The 17,381-nt window shown below is 55.7% G+C and carries 10 protein-coding genes, 2 tRNA genes and 3 rRNA genes; 9 read left to right on the top strand and 6 right to left on the bottom strand.

The window, feature by feature from the left end:
- Window positions 1-12: 12 nt before the first annotated feature.
- Window positions 13-786, bottom strand: coding sequence for a sulfite exporter TauE/SafE family protein (locus tag JaAD80_RS00100; protein ID WP_102292354.1), 774 nt, complete (start codon window positions 784-786; stop codon window positions 13-15).
- A 162-nt stretch (window positions 787-948) separates the two neighbouring features.
- Between JaAD80_RS00100 and JaAD80_RS00105 the strand changes: the two genes are divergently transcribed.
- From JaAD80_RS00105 to JaAD80_RS00115, 3 genes are all read left to right on the top strand, one after another.
- The gene (locus JaAD80_RS00105) at window positions 949-1,890 is read left to right on the top strand and encodes a CysB family HTH-type transcriptional regulator (RefSeq protein ID WP_102292355.1); all 942 of its coding nucleotides are present in this window, start codon (window positions 949-951) and stop codon (window positions 1,888-1,890) included.
- Window positions 1,891-1,951: 61 nt separating this feature from the next.
- Window positions 1,952-2,602, top strand: coding sequence for a class I SAM-dependent methyltransferase (locus JaAD80_RS00110; RefSeq protein ID WP_102292356.1), 651 nt, complete (start codon window positions 1,952-1,954; stop codon window positions 2,600-2,602).
- A 326-nt stretch (window positions 2,603-2,928) separates the two neighbouring features.
- The gene (locus JaAD80_RS00115; protein ID WP_102292357.1) at window positions 2,929-3,876 is read left to right on the top strand and encodes a porin; all 948 of its coding nucleotides are present in this window, start codon (window positions 2,929-2,931) and stop codon (window positions 3,874-3,876) included.
- A 46-nt stretch (window positions 3,877-3,922) separates the two neighbouring features.
- Here JaAD80_RS00115 and JaAD80_RS00120 read toward each other — a convergent pair whose 3' ends face one another.
- The 3 genes from JaAD80_RS00120 to JaAD80_RS00130 form a co-directional block, all read right to left on the bottom strand.
- Window positions 3,923-5,104, bottom strand: a complete 1,182-nt coding sequence (locus JaAD80_RS00120) for a PAS domain-containing sensor histidine kinase (RefSeq protein ID WP_102292358.1) — start codon at window positions 5,102-5,104, stop codon at window positions 3,923-3,925.
- 173 nt (window positions 5,105-5,277) lie between these two features.
- Window positions 5,278-6,036 (bottom strand): LytTR family DNA-binding domain-containing protein, encoded by a 759-nt coding sequence (locus JaAD80_RS00125; protein ID WP_102292359.1) that lies wholly within the window; start codon window positions 6,034-6,036, stop codon window positions 5,278-5,280.
- A 76-nt stretch (window positions 6,037-6,112) separates the two neighbouring features.
- Window positions 6,113-7,402 carry a sensor histidine kinase gene (locus JaAD80_RS00130; protein WP_102292360.1) on the bottom strand — a complete coding sequence of 430 codons (1,290 nt, stop codon included), beginning with the start codon at window positions 7,400-7,402 and terminating at the stop codon, window positions 6,113-6,115.
- Window positions 7,403-8,000: 598 nt separating this feature from the next.
- On the opposite strand from JaAD80_RS00130, the gene JaAD80_RS00135 reads away from it, so the two are divergent.
- The 5 genes from JaAD80_RS00135 to rrf all read left to right on the top strand — a co-directional run bounded on the left by JaAD80_RS00135 (window position 8,001) and on the right by rrf (window position 13,167).
- Window positions 8,001-9,531, top strand: a 16S ribosomal RNA gene (locus JaAD80_RS00135).
- Between the two features lie 81 nt (window positions 9,532-9,612).
- Window positions 9,613-9,689: transfer RNA gene (locus tag JaAD80_RS00140), tRNA-Ile, on the top strand.
- 19 nt (window positions 9,690-9,708) lie between these two features.
- Window positions 9,709-9,784 (top strand) — tRNA-Ala (locus JaAD80_RS00145).
- Between the two features lie 255 nt (window positions 9,785-10,039).
- Window positions 10,040-12,915, top strand: a 23S ribosomal RNA gene (locus tag JaAD80_RS00150).
- A 139-nt stretch (window positions 12,916-13,054) separates the two neighbouring features.
- A 5S ribosomal RNA gene (gene rrf, locus JaAD80_RS00155) occupies window positions 13,055-13,167 on the top strand.
- Together the 16S, 23S and 5S rRNA genes with 2 tRNA genes alongside form the textbook arrangement of a ribosomal RNA operon.
- A 273-nt stretch (window positions 13,168-13,440) precedes the next feature.
- On the opposite strand, the gene JaAD80_RS00160 is transcribed toward rrf, so the two are convergent.
- Window positions 13,441-14,223, bottom strand: coding sequence for a nucleotidyltransferase domain-containing protein (locus tag JaAD80_RS00160; protein WP_102292361.1), 783 nt, complete (start codon window positions 14,221-14,223; stop codon window positions 13,441-13,443).
- 12 nt (window positions 14,224-14,235) lie between these two features.
- Window positions 14,236-15,849: an RNA repair transcriptional activator RtcR gene (rtcR, locus tag JaAD80_RS00165; RefSeq protein WP_102292362.1), complete on the bottom strand. Its 1,614-nt coding sequence runs from the start codon at window positions 15,847-15,849 to the stop codon at window positions 14,236-14,238.
- Between the two features lie 295 nt (window positions 15,850-16,144).
- On the opposite strand from rtcR, the gene JaAD80_RS00170 reads away from it, so the two are divergent.
- Entirely contained in the window at window positions 16,145-17,380 is a 1,236-nt protein-coding gene (locus tag JaAD80_RS00170) for an RtcB family protein (RefSeq protein WP_102292363.1), read from the top strand.
- The last annotated feature ends 1 nt before the right edge of the window (window position 17,381 follow it).

Below are 17,381 nucleotides of genomic sequence, written 5' to 3' on the forward strand. Positions count from 1 at the left end.
ACTCGTTCGGTATTAATAGATTAGCTTTACTGCCACGCCGGTCAAGGTCATCGCCAGCAGCACTCTTAAAAACTTTTCCGGCACGGAACGGGCCACCCAGGAACCGAGGGTGATGCCGGGCAGGGAGCCGACCAGCAAGGAGGCCAGCAATTCCCAATGGATGGAGCCGAGCCACCAGTGGCCCAGCGCGGCGATGGCCGTCAGGGGCACGGCGTAAGCGATGTCGGTGCCCGCCACTTCGGCTGAGCTCATGCGTGGGTACAGCATCACCAGCAAGGTGGCGCCGATGGCGCCGGCGCCGATCGACGAAACCGTCACCAGCACGCCCAGTACGGCGCCGGAAATAATGGTCGCTGCGGCAAGCTTGTTGCCTTGCAATTGTTTTTCGGGATGGGCATTGATCCAGGCCAGCATGCGGCCCTTGAAGATCAGCGCCACCACCGTCAGCAGCACGGAGCCGGCGATCGAGTAACGGATGATCTGGCCGATTTCCGGCGACAGGGTGCCGAATGATTTCAGCGCCAGGGTCGAAATGACGGCGGCGGGCAGGGCGCCGATGCACAAACGCTTGACGATATCCCAGCGGATCGTGCCGCGCAGGCGGTGCGTCAGGGTGCCAGCGCTCTTGGTGATCGAGGCGAAGGCCAGGTCGGTACCCACGGCCACGGAAGGCGGCACGCCAAACAGCAGGGTTAACAGCGGCGTCATCAGCGAACCACCGCCCACGCCGGTCATTCCTACGAGTAATCCTACGGCAAATCCTGAGACTATATAAGACAAAGTCATGCTTGCACCCCCAAAGTACCCGCAATAGTAATAAACTTAAGGTTTAATCCAAACTACTTAGTACGCATTTGCTTATATGCGATATGCGTATATGCATGAACGTAAAATCATGGGTGGGGCGGAAACCTCGGCAAATCACGGCAATCTAGGGCAAAACCAGCAATGAATCTCCATCAACTGCGCTTCGTGCGCGAAGCGGTCCGGCAGAATTACAACCTGACGGACGCCGCCAAAGCCTTGTTTACGTCGCAACCGGGCGTGTCGAAAGCCATCATTGAGCTGGAGGAAGAACTGGGTGTGGATATTTTTACACGCCATGGCAAGCGCATCCGTGGCTTGACGGAGCCGGGCCGCCTGGTGCTGGAGTCGGTCGAGCTGATCATGCAGGAAATCGACAGCATGAAGCGCATCGGCAAGGAATTCGCCGCGCAGGACAGCGGCAGCTTTACCATTGCCACCACGCATACGCAGGCGCGCTACACTTTGCCGAAAGTCGTGCAAGCGTTCATGATCAAGTTCCCGAAAGTACGCTTGTCTTTGCTGCAAGGTAATCCGCGCCAGATCGCCGAGATGGTGCAGCGCGACCAGGCCGACCTGGCCATTGCCACGGAATCGATCGCCGCCATCGATGGCCTGATCACCTTGCCTTGCTATCAGTGGGAGCATGTGGTGGTGGTGCCGGTCGACCATCCGCTGCTGAAATCGAAGTCCGTCACCCTGGAAGAGATCGCCGCATTTCCCCTGATTACCTATGACAGCGCGTTTGCCGGACGCAACAAGATCGACCACGCTTTCGTGCTGCGCGGCCTGAAGCCTGACATCTTGCTGGAGGCCATCGACGCGGACGTGATCAAGACTTATGTCGAGTTGGGCATGGGGATTGGTATCATAGCGGGTATGGCCTTCGATGCCGAGCGCGACAAAGGCTTGCGCGCCATCCCTGTCGGGCACCTGTTCGGCATGAATGTGTCGCGCGTGGCCGTCAAGCAGGGTGCGTATTTGCGCAGCTATATTTATACCTTTATCGAGTTGCTGACACCGACCCTGAACCGCAAGCTCATCGAGCAGGCGATGAGCGGTGATAAAGAGCACTACGAACTATAACAATGCAGGAAGCCGGCCGGGCGGGTTGCCTGGCCAGGATTATTTACGAAGAGAAGAAACAATGATTACCGATCAGCTTGCCAAATATTACGCCACCATCGCGCAGCAGTACGAGCGCGTCTATGACAAGCCCGAACGCCAGGAAGACCTGGAAGTATTGCGCGAGAAGGTTGCCGACGTGCTGGAAGGCCACACCGTGCTGGAACTGGCTTGCGGCACCGGTTATTGGACGGAAGTGGTCGCCGAATCGGCCGAGTCCGTATTGGCCACCGATATCAACGATGAAATGCTGGCGCTGGCCCAGGCGCGCGGCTTGCCGGACAACGTCACTTTCGCCAAGCTCGACGCCTTTAACTTGCCGGACGACTTGCTGGGCAAGTTCACAGCCGTGTTCGCCGGTTTCTGGTGGTCGCACGTCAAGCGCGAAGACCAGGATAAATACCTGAAGCAATTGCGCACCAAGCTGGGCAAGGACATCCTGCTGGTGCTGATCGACAACTCCTATGTCGATGGCAGCAGTACCGTGATCGCGCGTACCGACCTGGAAGGCAACACCCACCAGTTCCGCACGACGGAAGCGGGCGAGCGCTATGAAGTGCTGAAGAATTTTCCTTCGGATAGCCACCTGCGCAAGAAGTTTGCCCACTCGGCCCGCGAAATCCGCATGAAGCGCCTGGAATACTACTGGCTGCTGAGCTGCCGCTTGAAATAAGGCTGCTCTGTCTATATGGTAGCTCGGATTAGCGGCGCAGCCGCGTAATCCGACACCGCCGCCTTGCCAACAATGTTGTCGGATTACGCGTGGCCTTGCCCCGCTATTCCGGCCTACGGTAAATAGGCCGGCCATGCCGCCGCACAAACCGCCCTCGGGCGGTTTTTTTTCGCCTGTTGTTTTTATCTGACACGACGTTGTGCCAAAAAGCAACATCTTGTCGTTGTCATATTGTTGAAGCATTTGATGGGCATGATTCGGTTCAGCAGCTAAGCAGCTACCTACGCAGCCGCACAACTTGTCCAACCTAATGTAGAGAATCTCAAGTGAAAAAAATTACTCTGGCAGCATTGATCATCGGCACCTTCGCAGCAGCTACGGCGCAAGCACAATCGAACGTGACCGTGTACGGCCTGGTTGACCTCGGTATTGCCAAGACCACTGGCCAGCCGACGGTACAGCGCGAAAACAATGCGTCGCGCCTCGGTTTCAAGGGTACGGAAGATCTGGGTGGCGGCCTGTCCGCAATTTTCAACCTGGAAAGTGAATTCCTGGCCGATACCGGCGCGCAAAAAGGCGTGTTGTTCGACCGTCAAGCCTATGTGGGCTTGAAAGGCGCTTTCGGTACCGCCATCCTGGGCCGCACGAAAAACCTGGTCGATGGCACCATTGCCCGCGTCGACCCATTCAACACCTACGGCGTCGTCGGCAAGAACAATGAAACCTTGCTGCGTTCGGGCGTCGGTTCGTCGCGCGTCAACAACGCTGTGACCTACAACAGCCCGAGCTTTGACGGTTTCGTGGGCAGCCTGCAATACGTGCTGAGCGAAGTCAACAGCGCTGACGCTGGCGTGATCGGCCTGGCAACTTACGACAATGGCCCGATCAGCCTGCACGCCGGCTACGAAAAAGCCGTGCAAGCAACGGCAACGGCTGCCAAGCCGGACCTGTGGTCCATCGGTGGCGGCTATAAATTCGGCCCGGCCAAGATCACGGCCGCCTACTCGAAAGGCGATACCAAAGTTGCGGCAAATGGCGAGTTCAAGTCCTACCTGATCGGCCTGAACTACACGGTTGGCGGCGGCGATGCCAAAGTGTCGTATGGCAAGCAAGAGCAGAGCAACAACAAGGTCAAGGATCAGGACACCATCAAGGAATTCGGCGTCGGCTACGACTACCACTTGTCGAAGCGTACCGACTTGTACGCTTACGCTGGCCGCGAGCGCGTCAAGTCGCTGACGTCGTACCAGGTCGGCATCGCACACAAGTTCTAAGCATCGCTGGATGTGAGGGAATGGAAGGCGCCTGCGGGCGCCTTTTTTATTGCAGGGCGGATTCGTGTTCCTCCGCATGCATCGGCACGGTAATCTCGATGCGTGTGCCACCCAGTTCGTTGTCGGCGCCGATATGGATGCTGCCACTCAAGCCCCAGACGCGCTCGCGCATGCCCAGCAAGCCCAGGGCCGTGGATTTTTCCAGGTCGTGCTCGGCGATGCCCCGGCCGTCATCCTGGATGGTGATCGCCAGCGAAGAGTCGATGCGGTGCAGGGCGATGGTGATATGGCTGGCTTCCGCGTGGCGGGCGATATTCGTCAGCGCCTCTTGCACGATGCGGTAGATGGCTGTGCTGCGCGCATCGTCGAGTACCAGGTCGGCCTCGTCGGCCAGCAAGTCGAAATGCACGGTGCGGCGCAGCAGGAAGTCGTGGCGCAATTTTTGCAGGGCGAAATACAAGCCGCCTTCATCGAGCGCGCGGGGGCGCAGATTGCTGGCGATGCGGCGCAGCGAGGTGATGGCCGTCACCAGCAAGCCATCCATGCTCTGCAGCAATGCCTGCAGGGACAAGGTCGTGTCCGTATGCTGACGCACGAGGGTCAGATCGACGCGCAAAGTGGCCAGCAATTGCCCCAGGTCGTCGTGCAATTCGCGCGCGATGTGCTTGCGCTCTTCCTCGCGTATGGTTTGCAGCGCGCTCGACAATTCACGCAGTTGCGAGAAGGAGCGCGCCAGCTGTTCATGGACTTGCTTGCGCGCGCTGATGTCGCGCACGATGATGGTGGATACGATGCGCCCGCCTTCCTGCATGGCCGAGAGCGAACCTTCGAGGGGAAACATGGCGCCATCGCTGCGCCGGCCCGTCAAGGTGTAGTCGGTGGCGCGCCGGCCCGTCAGCCGCAACTCCTGGCCGATGTCATCAAACTGGGGCTCGCCGTCATGTTTGCTCAGGCTGCGCAAGTCGCGCAGGATGTAATGGCCCAGGCGCATGCCGCGCATGCCGTCCTGCGTGTCGCCGAACAGCCGGGCGGCGGCGGCGTTCGCATGCAGGATGGTGTGATGGCTGTCGATGCTGATGATGGCGTCGCTGGCGCTGTCGATAATGGCCTGGCCCCGTGCCTGCCGTTGCCTGCTGGCCTTGAGTGGGGGAAATAAACATAGCAGTAGCGCTGCCGCCATGCCCAGGGGCAGGAGGCGCAACAATCCGGTGGTGCCTGGGTAGGGCATGTGATTTCCTTGCGAACGTGGCAACGACAGCAGGCAGGTGGGGGAGCACTGGCAGCACAGTTCAGCCTAGGCCTGTTGGCGCGGCATGGCTTGACGTGGCGCAGGAAGGCGCCAGGGAGTGATCAATGGACGGCGATGCGCCGCGCCGGCAAGGCCGGACGGCGGCAGGGGATTTACATTTGTTTGAACAGGTGCAAGAAGCTGCGGCTGACTTCCAGCTTGTCGGGCTTGCCCTTGATCAGTACCAGGTGGCGGCCACGGATGTCGCGCGTGACGCCTTCGATGGCGTTTACGTTGACGAGGGTGGCGCGGTGGATTTGCCAGAACAGCGAAGGGTCGAGCTCTTCAGCCAGGTCACGCACGGGTTTGCGGATCAGCGCCTCATACTTGGCCGTCTGTACGCACGTGTATTTCTCGTCTGAACGGAAGAACAGGATTTCTTCCACGGGTATCATGCGCAAGTCCTGGCCGATGCTGGCCTGTATCCATTGCAGATAGGTGGGCTTGGCCGTGATTTTTTCCGCCAGTTGCGACAGCATGGCCGTGACGCTGCTGTTGACGTCCAGCGCCGGCTTGTTCAGATGGGTTTTCAGGCGTTCCACCGTGACCAGCAAGCGCTCATGCTCGGGCGGCTTGAGCACGTAGTCGACGGCACCCCGCTCGAAGGCTTCGACGGCGTGGGTGTCATAGGCGGTGACGAAGACGATATGCGTCTTGCCGCCAATCACCTGCGCTGCTTCCATGCCTGTCTTGCCGGGCATGCGGATATCGAGGAAGGCAAAGTCCGGCTTGAGCTGCTCCACCAGGTCGATCGCTTCATCGCCATTCTTGGCTTCGCCGATGATTTCCAGTTCGGGCCAGGCCTGGCCCAGGCGCAAGCGCAGCTGGTCGCGCATCAGTCTTTCGTCGTCGGCAATAATAGCGGTAGGCATAGGTCTCAAGTGTGAACAGGCGAAGATTGATTATTCAATGATTTAGCGTTTTTATCAACTGTCTTATAGATACACGTTATTTGGACAATTGATACGGCACTTCGATCACGGCGCACACGCCACTTGGCTGATTTGGCGTAATGGTCAGGCTTCCCTGATCGCCATGCAACAGTTTCAGGCGCTCACGGATGGTGGGCAAGCCCAGGCCTGTGCCGTCGCTGGGAACTACGCCAAAGCCGAGGCCATCATCGGTGACTGTCACGCGCAGCTTGTTGTGCGCCACTTCGGCCACGATGCGCAGGGTGCCGCCTTCCGGCTTGACTTCCAGGCCGTGCTTGATGGCGTTTTCCACCATCGACTGCAGCATCATGGGCGGGAAGGCTGCGCTGCGCAGGCCGTCGGGAATCTGGAAGTCGACGGTGAGGCGCTCTTCCATGCGCATTTTGAGCAAGTTCAGATACGCTTGCACCATGTCCGCCTCACGGCCCAGGTTGGTAATCAGGGCGTTGTCGCGCATTTGCGGCAGCACGGCGCGCAGGTACTGGATCAGGCTGCGCTGCATCTTGGCCGCGCGTGGCGGATCGACCTGGATCAGGTGTTCAACGGAGGCGAGCGTGTTGAACAGGAAGTGCGGTTCCACTTGCGCCTGCATCATCTGCATCTTCGCTTCGCTGAGCTGGCGCTGCATGGATTCGCGCTCGGCCGCCTCGTTCGCCGTGACTGTTTCCGCTTCGGCGCGCTTCTTGCCGCCGACCAAGGCCTTCATGGCAAACAGGGCTAATACCAGCAAGGACACAAAGCTCTTGAACCAGGTGGATGCTTGCTGGTGGTAGCGCGATACTTTTTGCTCTGCCGCATCATCGACAGCTTCTTCGATGGCATTCGACAGCTCTTCACCGATCTGTGGCGGCAATTCGATATGCACTTCTTCGCCCGAAGCATTGGTCGTGACCGGGTAGTTGGGCTTGGCAGGCGCCGCTGGTGGCTCAGGTGGTTCGGGGGGTACTGCATTTGCGTGCTCGTCCGCTTCGGCGGCATCGGCCGCATCAGTGGCGTCGGCCGTGCTGCTGCGCCGGTTCTTGCTATTGCGAGGATTGAAATGGATGCCCGTATCGTCGATCAGGATATTCGTTTCGCCCGTGCCCTTGCTGGCCCGTTTATGCGACTTGATGACGACTTCTTCATTCGGACTGGACGAGAACAGCTCATCCTGCAAAATCGAGCCGGCGATCAGGGCCAGTGCGGCAAACAGAAAGAATTTCCACCAAGACAGTTGCGTGACCCACGTCGTGGTCGCGTCGAATCCCCGTTGCAACCAGGCGAGTATGGTTTTCAACAGTTGCGGCAGGTTGGAAATCGGGAGCATGTGGACGCTTTCAAAATACGGGATACAAGAGTTAATGACGTGGCGGGCAAGTGTAACCTGTTGCTGGGCCACGTCAGAGTCTGATGTTGCCACTGTGCCCAAAGTCAGGGAGGCGCGCCAGCCTATTGCGACAGGCTGCAAAAAAACGTGCTTGAAGTGAAGGGCAGGCTTGCTGGGCGGTGAGCGGGCTGCTTGGTGCTGAGAAATAGCCCTTGCGGGACGCGCCGGGCTTGGCTATAATTCGCCCCCTCGCTGAACGACGCATGCAAATGCAGAGTAAAGCAGGGTGAAAAAAGAAGGTTGACGAAATGCTGCAAACGCTTCATACTCTTCCTTCTTCGCAGCTGACAAACACAACGCTTTGTCGATAGCGCGAAAGCAGTAACCGAATACAGTTCTTTAACAATTAACAGTCGATAAGTGTGGGCATTTGATGTAAGTGCAGCAGTGATCTTCGGATCGCTGTAAAACTTAAAATATCAAATGTTCACAAGAAATAATGAAATAGGATGCTTCTTCGGAAGTAGCCTGTCAGTTTTTTGAGTGAGCGACCCGTCAGCAATGACGGTGCCAATAAAATGGCAAAGTAACAGAGATTAAACTGAAGAGTTTGATCCTGGCTCAGATTGAACGCTGGCGGCATGCCTTACACATGCAAGTCGAACGGCAGCACGGAGCTTGCTCTGGTGGCGAGTGGCGAACGGGTGAGTAATATATCGGAACGTACCCTGGAGTGGGGGATAACGTAGCGAAAGTTACGCTAATACCGCATACGATCTAAGGATGAAAGTGGGGGATCGCAAGACCTCATGCTCGTGGAGCGGCCGATATCTGATTAGCTAGTTGGTAGGGTAAAAGCCTACCAAGGCATCGATCAGTAGCTGGTCTGAGAGGACGACCAGCCACACTGGAACTGAGACACGGTCCAGACTCCTACGGGAGGCAGCAGTGGGGAATTTTGGACAATGGGCGAAAGCCTGATCCAGCAATGCCGCGTGAGTGAAGAAGGCCTTCGGGTTGTAAAGCTCTTTTGTCAGGGAAGAAACGGTGAGGGCTAATATCTCTTGCTAATGACGGTACCTGAAGAATAAGCACCGGCTAACTACGTGCCAGCAGCCGCGGTAATACGTAGGGTGCAAGCGTTAATCGGAATTACTGGGCGTAAAGCGTGCGCAGGCGGTTTTGTAAGTCTGATGTGAAATCCCCGGGCTCAACCTGGGAATTGCATTGGAGACTGCAAGGCTAGAATCTGGCAGAGGGGGGTAGAATTCCACGTGTAGCAGTGAAATGCGTAGATATGTGGAGGAACACCGATGGCGAAGGCAGCCCCCTGGGTCAAGATTGACGCTCATGCACGAAAGCGTGGGGAGCAAACAGGATTAGATACCCTGGTAGTCCACGCCCTAAACGATGTCTACTAGTTGTCGGGTCTTAATTGACTTGGTAACGCAGCTAACGCGTGAAGTAGACCGCCTGGGGAGTACGGTCGCAAGATTAAAACTCAAAGGAATTGACGGGGACCCGCACAAGCGGTGGATGATGTGGATTAATTCGATGCAACGCGAAAAACCTTACCTACCCTTGACATGGCTGGAATCCCCGAGAGATTGGGGAGTGCTCGAAAGAGAACCAGTACACAGGTGCTGCATGGCTGTCGTCAGCTCGTGTCGTGAGATGTTGGGTTAAGTCCCGCAACGAGCGCAACCCTTGTCATTAGTTGCTACGAAAGGGCACTCTAATGAGACTGCCGGTGACAAACCGGAGGAAGGTGGGGATGACGTCAAGTCCTCATGGCCCTTATGGGTAGGGCTTCACACGTCATACAATGGTACATACAGAGCGCCGCCAACCCGCGAGGGGGAGCTAATCGCAGAAAGTGTATCGTAGTCCGGATTGTAGTCTGCAACTCGACTGCATGAAGTTGGAATCGCTAGTAATCGCGGATCAGCATGTCGCGGTGAATACGTTCCCGGGTCTTGTACACACCGCCCGTCACACCATGGGAGCGGGTTTTACCAGAAGTAGGTAGCTTAACCGCAAGGAGGGCGCTTACCACGGTAGGATTCGTGACTGGGGTGAAGTCGTAACAAGGTAGCCGTATCGGAAGGTGCGGCTGGATCACCTCCTTTCTAGAGTTTGCACGAACTGGGTAACTGGTTCACGCATCAAATGTTCACACTTATCGGCTGTTAATATAAAGAACAGCATTTGGGGCTGTAGCTCAGCTGGTTAGAGCACCGTGTTGATAACGCGGGGGTCGTTGGTTCGAGTCCAACCAGCCCTACCAGTTTCTGTAGTAAATCTCAGGGGGATTAGCTCAGCTGGGAGAGCACCTGCTTTGCAAGCAGGGGGTCGTCGGTTCGATCCCGTCATCCTCCACCAAAAGTTCAAACGTAAATCAGTGTTGATTGCAACACCGGGATTTAGGTTTGGTCTTTTCGAGACCAAGTGCTGTATGTTCTTTAACAATCTGGAAGAAGTAAAGATTATTTATTGATCAAGTCTATGCATGCAGCAATGCATGAGGCGACTTGATGGGTAATGATTGTATGTATCAACAAACAAGCAACAACGTTGTACTTTCTTATCCCTGTAGCGCTCTTTCATTATGCAAATGATGAGAGGCTAACGTTATAGGGACAAGCGAATAAGTGCACATGGTGGATGCCTTGGCGATTACAGGCGATGAAGGACGTAGTAGCTTGCGATAAGCTGCGGGGAGTGAGCAAACACACTTTGATCCGCAGATTTCCGAATGGGGCAACCCACCCTTTTAGGGTATTGCATACTGAATACATAGGTATGCAAGGCGAACGCGGCGAACTGAAACATCTAAGTAGCTGCAGGAAAAGAAATCAACCGAGATTCCCAAAGTAGCGGCGAGCGAAATGGGAAGAGCCTGTACGTGATAGTCGGACCGATAACAGAATCCTCTGGAAATAGGAGCCATAGTGGGTGATAGCCCCGTATGTGAAATCGGACCGGTGGTACTAAGCGTACGACAAGTAGGGCGGGACACGTGACATCCTGTCTGAATATGGGGGGACCATCCTCCAAGGCTAAATACTCGTAATCGACCGATAGTGAACCAGTACCGTGAGGGAAAGGCGAAAAGAACCCCGGAAGGGGAGTGAAATAGATCCTGAAACCGTGTGCATACAAACAGTAGGAGCGGACTTGTTCCGTGACTGCGTACCTTTTGTATAATGGGTCAGCGACTTACATTCAGTGGCAAGGTTAACCATATAGGGAAGCCGTAGAGAAATCGAGTCCGAATAGGGCGATCAGTCGCTGGGTGTAGACCCGAAACCAAGTGATCTACTCATGGCCAGGATGAAGGTGCGGTAACACGCCCTGGAGGTCCGAACCCACTAATGTTGAAAAATTAGGGGATGAGCTGTGGGTAGGGGTGAAAGGCTAAACAAACTTGGAAATAGCTGGTTCTCTCCGAAAACTATTTAGGTAGTGCCTCAAGTATCACCATCGGGGGTAGAGCACTGTTATGGCTAGGGGGTCATTGCGACTTACCAAACCATTGCAAACTCCGAATACCGATGAGTGCGAGCTTGGGAGACAGACGTCGGGTGCTAACGTCCGGCGTCAAGAGGGAAACAACCCAGACCGCCAGCTAAGGTCCCAAAGATTGGCTAAGTGGAAAACGAAGTGGGAAGGCTAAAACAGTCAGGATGTTGGCTTAGAAGCAGCCATCATTTAAAGAAAGCGTAATAGCTCACTGATCGAGTCGTCCTGCGCGGAAGATGTAACGGGGCTAAGCCAGTCACCGAAGCTGCGGATATCCTTTATTGGATATGGTAGGAGAGCGTTCTGTAAGCCTGCGAAGGTGTCTTGTAAAGGATGCTGGAGGTATCAGAAGTGCGAATGCTGACATGAGTAGCGATAATGGGGGTGAAAAGCCTCCACGCCGTAAGCCCAAGGTTTCCTGTTCAACGTTCATCGGAGCAGGGTGAGTCGGCCCCTAAGGCGAGGCAGAGATGCGTAGCTGATGGGAAGCAGGTTAATATTCCTGCACCGTCGTATGATGCGATGGGGGGACGGATCGCGGAAGGTTGTCTGACTGTTGGAATAGTCAGTTTCTGTCTCATAGAAGGTACTTAGGCAAATCCGGGTACGCAATTCAAGGGGATGGGACGAGTGAACTTGTTCACGAAGCAATCGGAAGTGGTTCCAAGAAAAGCCTCTAAGCTTCAGTCATACGAGACCGTACCGCAAACCGACACAGGTGGGCGAGATGAGTATTCTAAGGCGCTTGAGAGAACTCGGGAGAAGGAACTCGGCAAATTGGTACCGTAACTTCGGGAAAAGGTACGCCCCGGTAGCTTGATTGGTTTACTCCATGAGGGTGAAAGGGTTGCAATAAACTGGTGGCTGCGACTGTTTAATAAAAACACAGCACTCTGCAAACACGAAAGTGGACGTATAGGGTGTGACGCCTGCCCGGTGCTGGAAGATTAAATGATGGGGTGCAAGCTCTTGATTGAAGTCCCAGTAAACGGCGGCCGTAACTATAACGGTCCTAAGGTAGCGAAATTCCTTGTCGGGTAAGTTCCGACCTGCACGAATGGCGTAACGATGGCCACACTGTCTCCTCCCGAGACTCAGCGAAGTTGAAATGTTTGTGATGATGCAATCTACCCGCGGCTAGACGGAAAGACCCCATGAACCTTTACTGTAGCTTTGCATTGGACTTTGAACCAATCTGTGTAGGATAGGTGGGAGGCTTTGAAGCGGGGACGCTAGTTCTCGTGGAGCCAACCTTGAAATACCACCCTGGTTTGTTTGAGGTTCTAACCTTGGTCCGTTATCCGGATCGGGGACAGTGCATGGTAGGCAGTTTGACTGGGGCGGTCTCCTCCTAAAGTGTAACGGAGGAGTTCGAAGGTACGCTAGATACGGTCGGACATCGTGTTGATAGTGCAATGGCATAAGCGTGCTTAACTGCGAGACTGACAAGTCGAGCAGGTACGAAAGTAGGACATAGTGATCCGGTGGTTCTGTATGGAAGGGCCATCGCTCAACGGATAAAAGGTACTCTGGGGATAACAGGCTGATTCCTCCCAAGAGTTCATATCGACGGGGGAGTTTGGCACCTCGATGTCGGCTCATCACATCCTGGGGCTGTAGCCGGTCCCAAGGGTATGGCTGTTCGCCATTTAAAGTGGTACGTGAGCTGGGTTTAAAACGTCGTGAGACAGTTTGGTCCCTATCTGCCGTGGGCGTTGGAAATTTGAAGGGGGCTGCTCCTAGTACGAGAGGACCGGAGTGGACGAACCTCTGGTGTACCGGTTGTCACGCCAGTGGCATTGCCGGGTAGCTAAGTTCGGAAGAGATAACCGCTGAAAGCATCTAAGCGGGAAACTTGCCTTGAGATGAGATTTCCCAGAGCCTTGAGCTCTTTGAAGGGTCGTTCGAGACCAGGACGTTGATAGGCTGGGTGTGGAAGTGCAGTAATGCATTAAGCTAACCAGTACTAATTGCCCGTACGGCTTGTCCCTATAACCTTAGCAGGTACAGAGGATAAGACGGTACAACGTTGCGTGTGTGTTGATACAACCAGTCATTACCCCAATCTTTGCTTCTTCCAGATTCATGGCCTTGTCGTCCTACAGGAGACAAGTGTCAGTACAAGTTATGCCTGATGACCATAGCAAGTTGGTCCCACCCCTTCCCATCCCGAACAGGACCGTGAAACAACTTTGCGCCGATGATAGTGCTGCAACCAGTGTGAAAGTAGGTTATCGTCAGGCTTGTTATTCGCAGTAGAGAAAAACCCGTCAAGCAATTGGCGGGTTTTTTTTTCGTCTGGTGGTTTTGTTTGCGTGATACGCCGCAGGTGGTGTCGGCTTACGCGCTGCGCGCTAAGCCGACCTACGTTCGTTTGCGGCTGGCCAGGCCGGGTAGGTCGGATTAGCGCGGCAAGGCCGCGCGTAATCCGACAACTACGCCAGCCGGCCAGGGTAGCCAAAGCATAAAAAAGACGAAAAAAAGCAGCGCTGCGCGCTGCCTTTGCTGTTTGACGCTCAGTTTTCCTGCAAAACCTGGCGGAACAGCTGATTTAATGCTTCCATGCCACCGGGTTTTTCTTCCTTTGCCACGCTGAAGTTCTCCAGCCTGGCCAATTCTGCTTCAATGAAGGCATTAAGTTTATCGATGCGCGGCGCCAGTTCTTTTTCCTGCGCGAGCTTTTTACGCTCGAGCAGCAGATGTATCTCTTCCAACAAGCCGTCTTCCTTGGGCAGCAGGTGCAGCAAGGCGGAAAATTCGATCGGCGGTGCGCTCTGGTAGGTTTGTATCCAGCGCGTGGCCAGCAGTGGGCGCAAGACGTAAAAATACTTCTTCAAGGGCACCATGTCCGCCATCAGGTAGCCGCGGTAATTGGTCTTGGCCATGCTGCGATAATGGTAAATGCCTTTTTCCAGTGTATAGACGGAATCGAGCAAGGCCTGCATGCCCGTCCTGAATCCGCCCTTTTGCATATATTGAATCGGCGACTGTATCCATTCAATCACGGCGGGATTGGAACGCCAGAACAGCTGCAGTGCCTTGCGCACATCCCAGCCATTCAAGTCGATATCATCGACGATCGGGTATTCAATCACATCGCGTTTATCCTCCAGGTCCACGCTCAGATACCATTCCTGCGGGCGCGCATAGATGAAACGGACATCGAAGTCGCTATTTTGCGAGGCAAATCCCCAGGCACGGCTACCCGATTCAATCGCCATCAGGATACGCACGCCTTCCTTCTCTTCCACGGCCGCCAGGCGGCGCATGATTTCTACTCGTATATCTTCTGGAATCATCGTGCTCTCATCTTAGTTGCTTGACGATACTTTATCCCAGTCGAGGGTAAAGCGGGCCAGGTATTTCTTGAGCCGGTCTGCATCGTTCGGCTTGGCTTTCGCCGCGCGCGACACGGCATACAGGGTGCGCCCGGCATCGGACATATTGTGCGATTGCCGGCACACCTTGATGACGGCCTGCAGCTGCAGCGCGTCAAACAGGTCGAGCTGCGCGGCTGCTTCAGCGCCCATAATATCGGCCAGCTCGATTTCCATGCCACCCTGATGTTCGCCATGGTGCAGCCACATGCGTTTCAGGCGCCTGATTTCCTCGTCGACGACGCTATCGGTGATGCGCCCCGCTTCCGACAGGGTGGCCAGGCGCGTGACAGCGGCATGCAAATCGCGGAAGTTGCCATGCCATGCGGCCGATGGCGAAGCGGCAAAGCGCATGAAGCGTTCGCGTGCCTCCTTGTTGAAGCGCACTCTTTCCCCCGTTTCCGCGCCGTATTGCGCCAGCAGGTATTCCAGGTTCGGCTCGATGTCTTCCGGGCGCTGCGCCAGGCCTGGCAATGCGTAAGTCCACAGATTGATGCGCGCATACAGGTCTTCGCGGAAGCGGCCGGCGGCCACTTCCTTGCCCAGGTCGAGGTTGGTGCCGGCGATCAGCTGGAAGTCGCTTTGCACTTCCGTATCGGCGCCGACGGGGAAGAAGCGTTTTTCTTCGATGGCTTTCAAGAGCATCGCCTGTTCATCGAGTCCCAGTTCGCCGATTTCATCGAGAAACAGCAGTCCCTTGTGCGCGCTGCGCAGCAAGCCTGGACGATCGGAGGCGGCTCCCGTGAAGGCGCCCCTGATATGGCCGAACAGGGTGGATGCGGCGCCGTCGCCATGCAAGGTGGCGCAATTGATGTCGATGAATTTTCCATCGATCTGGTGGCGCGACTTTTTCAGCTCATACACACGGCGCGCGAGGAAGGATTTGCCTGCACCCGTTGGTCCCATCAGCAGCATGGGCGCCCTCGATTTGATGGCGACACGCTCGATTTCATCGATCATGGCATTGAACTTTGCATTGCGCGTGGCGATGCCGGACTTCAAAAACGCCACGCCCGCCGCCTGTTCGCGCGTAAAGCGCTGGGCGATCTGGTCATAGCGCGACAGATCGAGGTCGATCAGCGCGTAGCTGCCGGGATTACCGGCCGCCTGGCGCCTGGGCGGTGATGTCTGCACCAGGCGCCCCGGAAAATAGCGCGCTTCCGTCATCAGGAACATGCAGATCTGCGCCACGTGGCTGCCGGTGGTGATGTGGATCCAGTATTCTTCCCTGTCCGGATCGAACGGGTAGCTGTTCGCGAAATCGTAGAGGGCACCGTACACATTCTCGAAGTCCCAGGCATCGCTGATCGGGAGCGCGTGCGCGCGCAATTGCGTTTCAGGCGAGACGCTGGCGATATCCTGCGACACCTGGCGCACCAGATTGTCGAACTGGCTGCCGGCATACAGCAGCTCGAAGCGGTCGATGATCCTGTCTTCATGCTGGGTCAGGGCGACGCTGGGGCGCCACTTTTCCCAGCGTGCGGCACCCCTGCCATTGTCGAGCTGCGTACCGAGAAAACCGATAACGACCGTGCGTTTTTCTTGCATAATTTGGATAAATATTTATCTTAAAAGATAATTATATCTAAGATTGAAAAGCACGTGAATTTTCCTGAAATAAGGTGAATGAAAATATTATTCAATAAAATCAATGGCTTATATCTATTCATGGTGAAATATTGAAAGCTGGCACAGCGCTTGCAATAAAGAGTGTAGCAACGAGATGAATGTAGAGAGCCGAGAGGGGAGGCAATGGCCAATGCCTACCTCCAGAGCCGATACATCGGCAGGCGTTTCACCAATCGTTGTCATCACACCCGATAAAATAGAAGAAATGAAGCACATGAAAAACGAAGAATACGAAGTCCTGCATACCGAAGGCAGCCGTCCCGTCAAAATGTGGACGCGTGGCGTGCCCGTCGAGGAAGCGGCTAAAAAACAATTGCGCAATACGGCGGCCCTGCCGTTCATCTATAAGCATATCGCCGTCATGCCGGATGTCCATCTGGGCAAGGGTTCGACCATCGGCAGCGTGATTCCCACCCTGGGCGCAGTGATTCCGGCGGCCGTCGGCGTGGATATCGGTTGCGGCATGATGGCGGCGAAAACCACGCTGACGGCGAGTGACTTGCCGGATAACCTGGGACCTCTGCGTAGCGCCATCGAGCGTGCGATCCCGCACGGAATGTCGCCGAAGACGCGCGGCCACCGCGGACGCGATGAGGGTTCATGGCATACGCCGCCTTCCGTGGTTGATGCCGCCTGGCTGCAATTGAAGGATGAATTTGATGCGATCTGCCTGAAAACGCCGAAGCTGAAAAACACCAACAATTATCGCCACCTGGGGACCCTGGGTAGCGGTAACCACTTCATCGAAGTGTGCCTCGATGAACAGGGGGCCGTTTGGTTCATGCTGCATTCCGGTTCGCGCGGCGTGGGCAATGCCATCGGTACGCATTTCATCGAACTGGCCAAGCAGGATATGCGCACCCATTTTATTAACTTGCCCGACCAGGACCTGGCTTACCTGGCCGAAGGCACGCAGCATTACGATGATTACGTGGAAGCGGTGGGCTGGGCCCAGCGTTTTGCGCGCAATAACCGAGAAGTGATGATGCAGAATCTGATCGCCGCCGTGCGCACGGTCATCCATAAACCATTCCAGACGCACGTGGAAGCCGTCAACTGCCACCATAACTACGTGCAGAAGGAGCACCACTTTGGCAAGGATGTGCTGATTACGCGCAAAGGGGCCGTGTCGGCACGCGCGGGTGAACTGGGGATCATTCCCGGTTCCATGGGCGCCAAGAGTTTTATCGTGCGTGGCAAGGGCAATGCGGAAAGCTTCCATAGCTGCAGCCACGGCGCGGGGCGCACGATGAGCCGTACGGAAGCGAAGCGGCGCTTCAACCTGGATGACCAGGTCCGCGCGACGCAAGGCGTCGAGTGCCGCAAGGATGAAAACGTGATCGATGAAATTCCGATGGCCTACAAGGATATCGACGCGGTGATGCTGGCGCAGCGCGAACTGGTCGATGTCGTGCATATCTTGAAGCAGGTCGTCTGCGTCAAAGGATAAG

Source organism: Janthinobacterium sp. AD80 (genome assembly GCF_002878455.1).
In the GTDB taxonomy this organism is placed as follows: domain Bacteria; phylum Pseudomonadota; class Gammaproteobacteria; order Burkholderiales; family Burkholderiaceae_D; genus Janthinobacterium.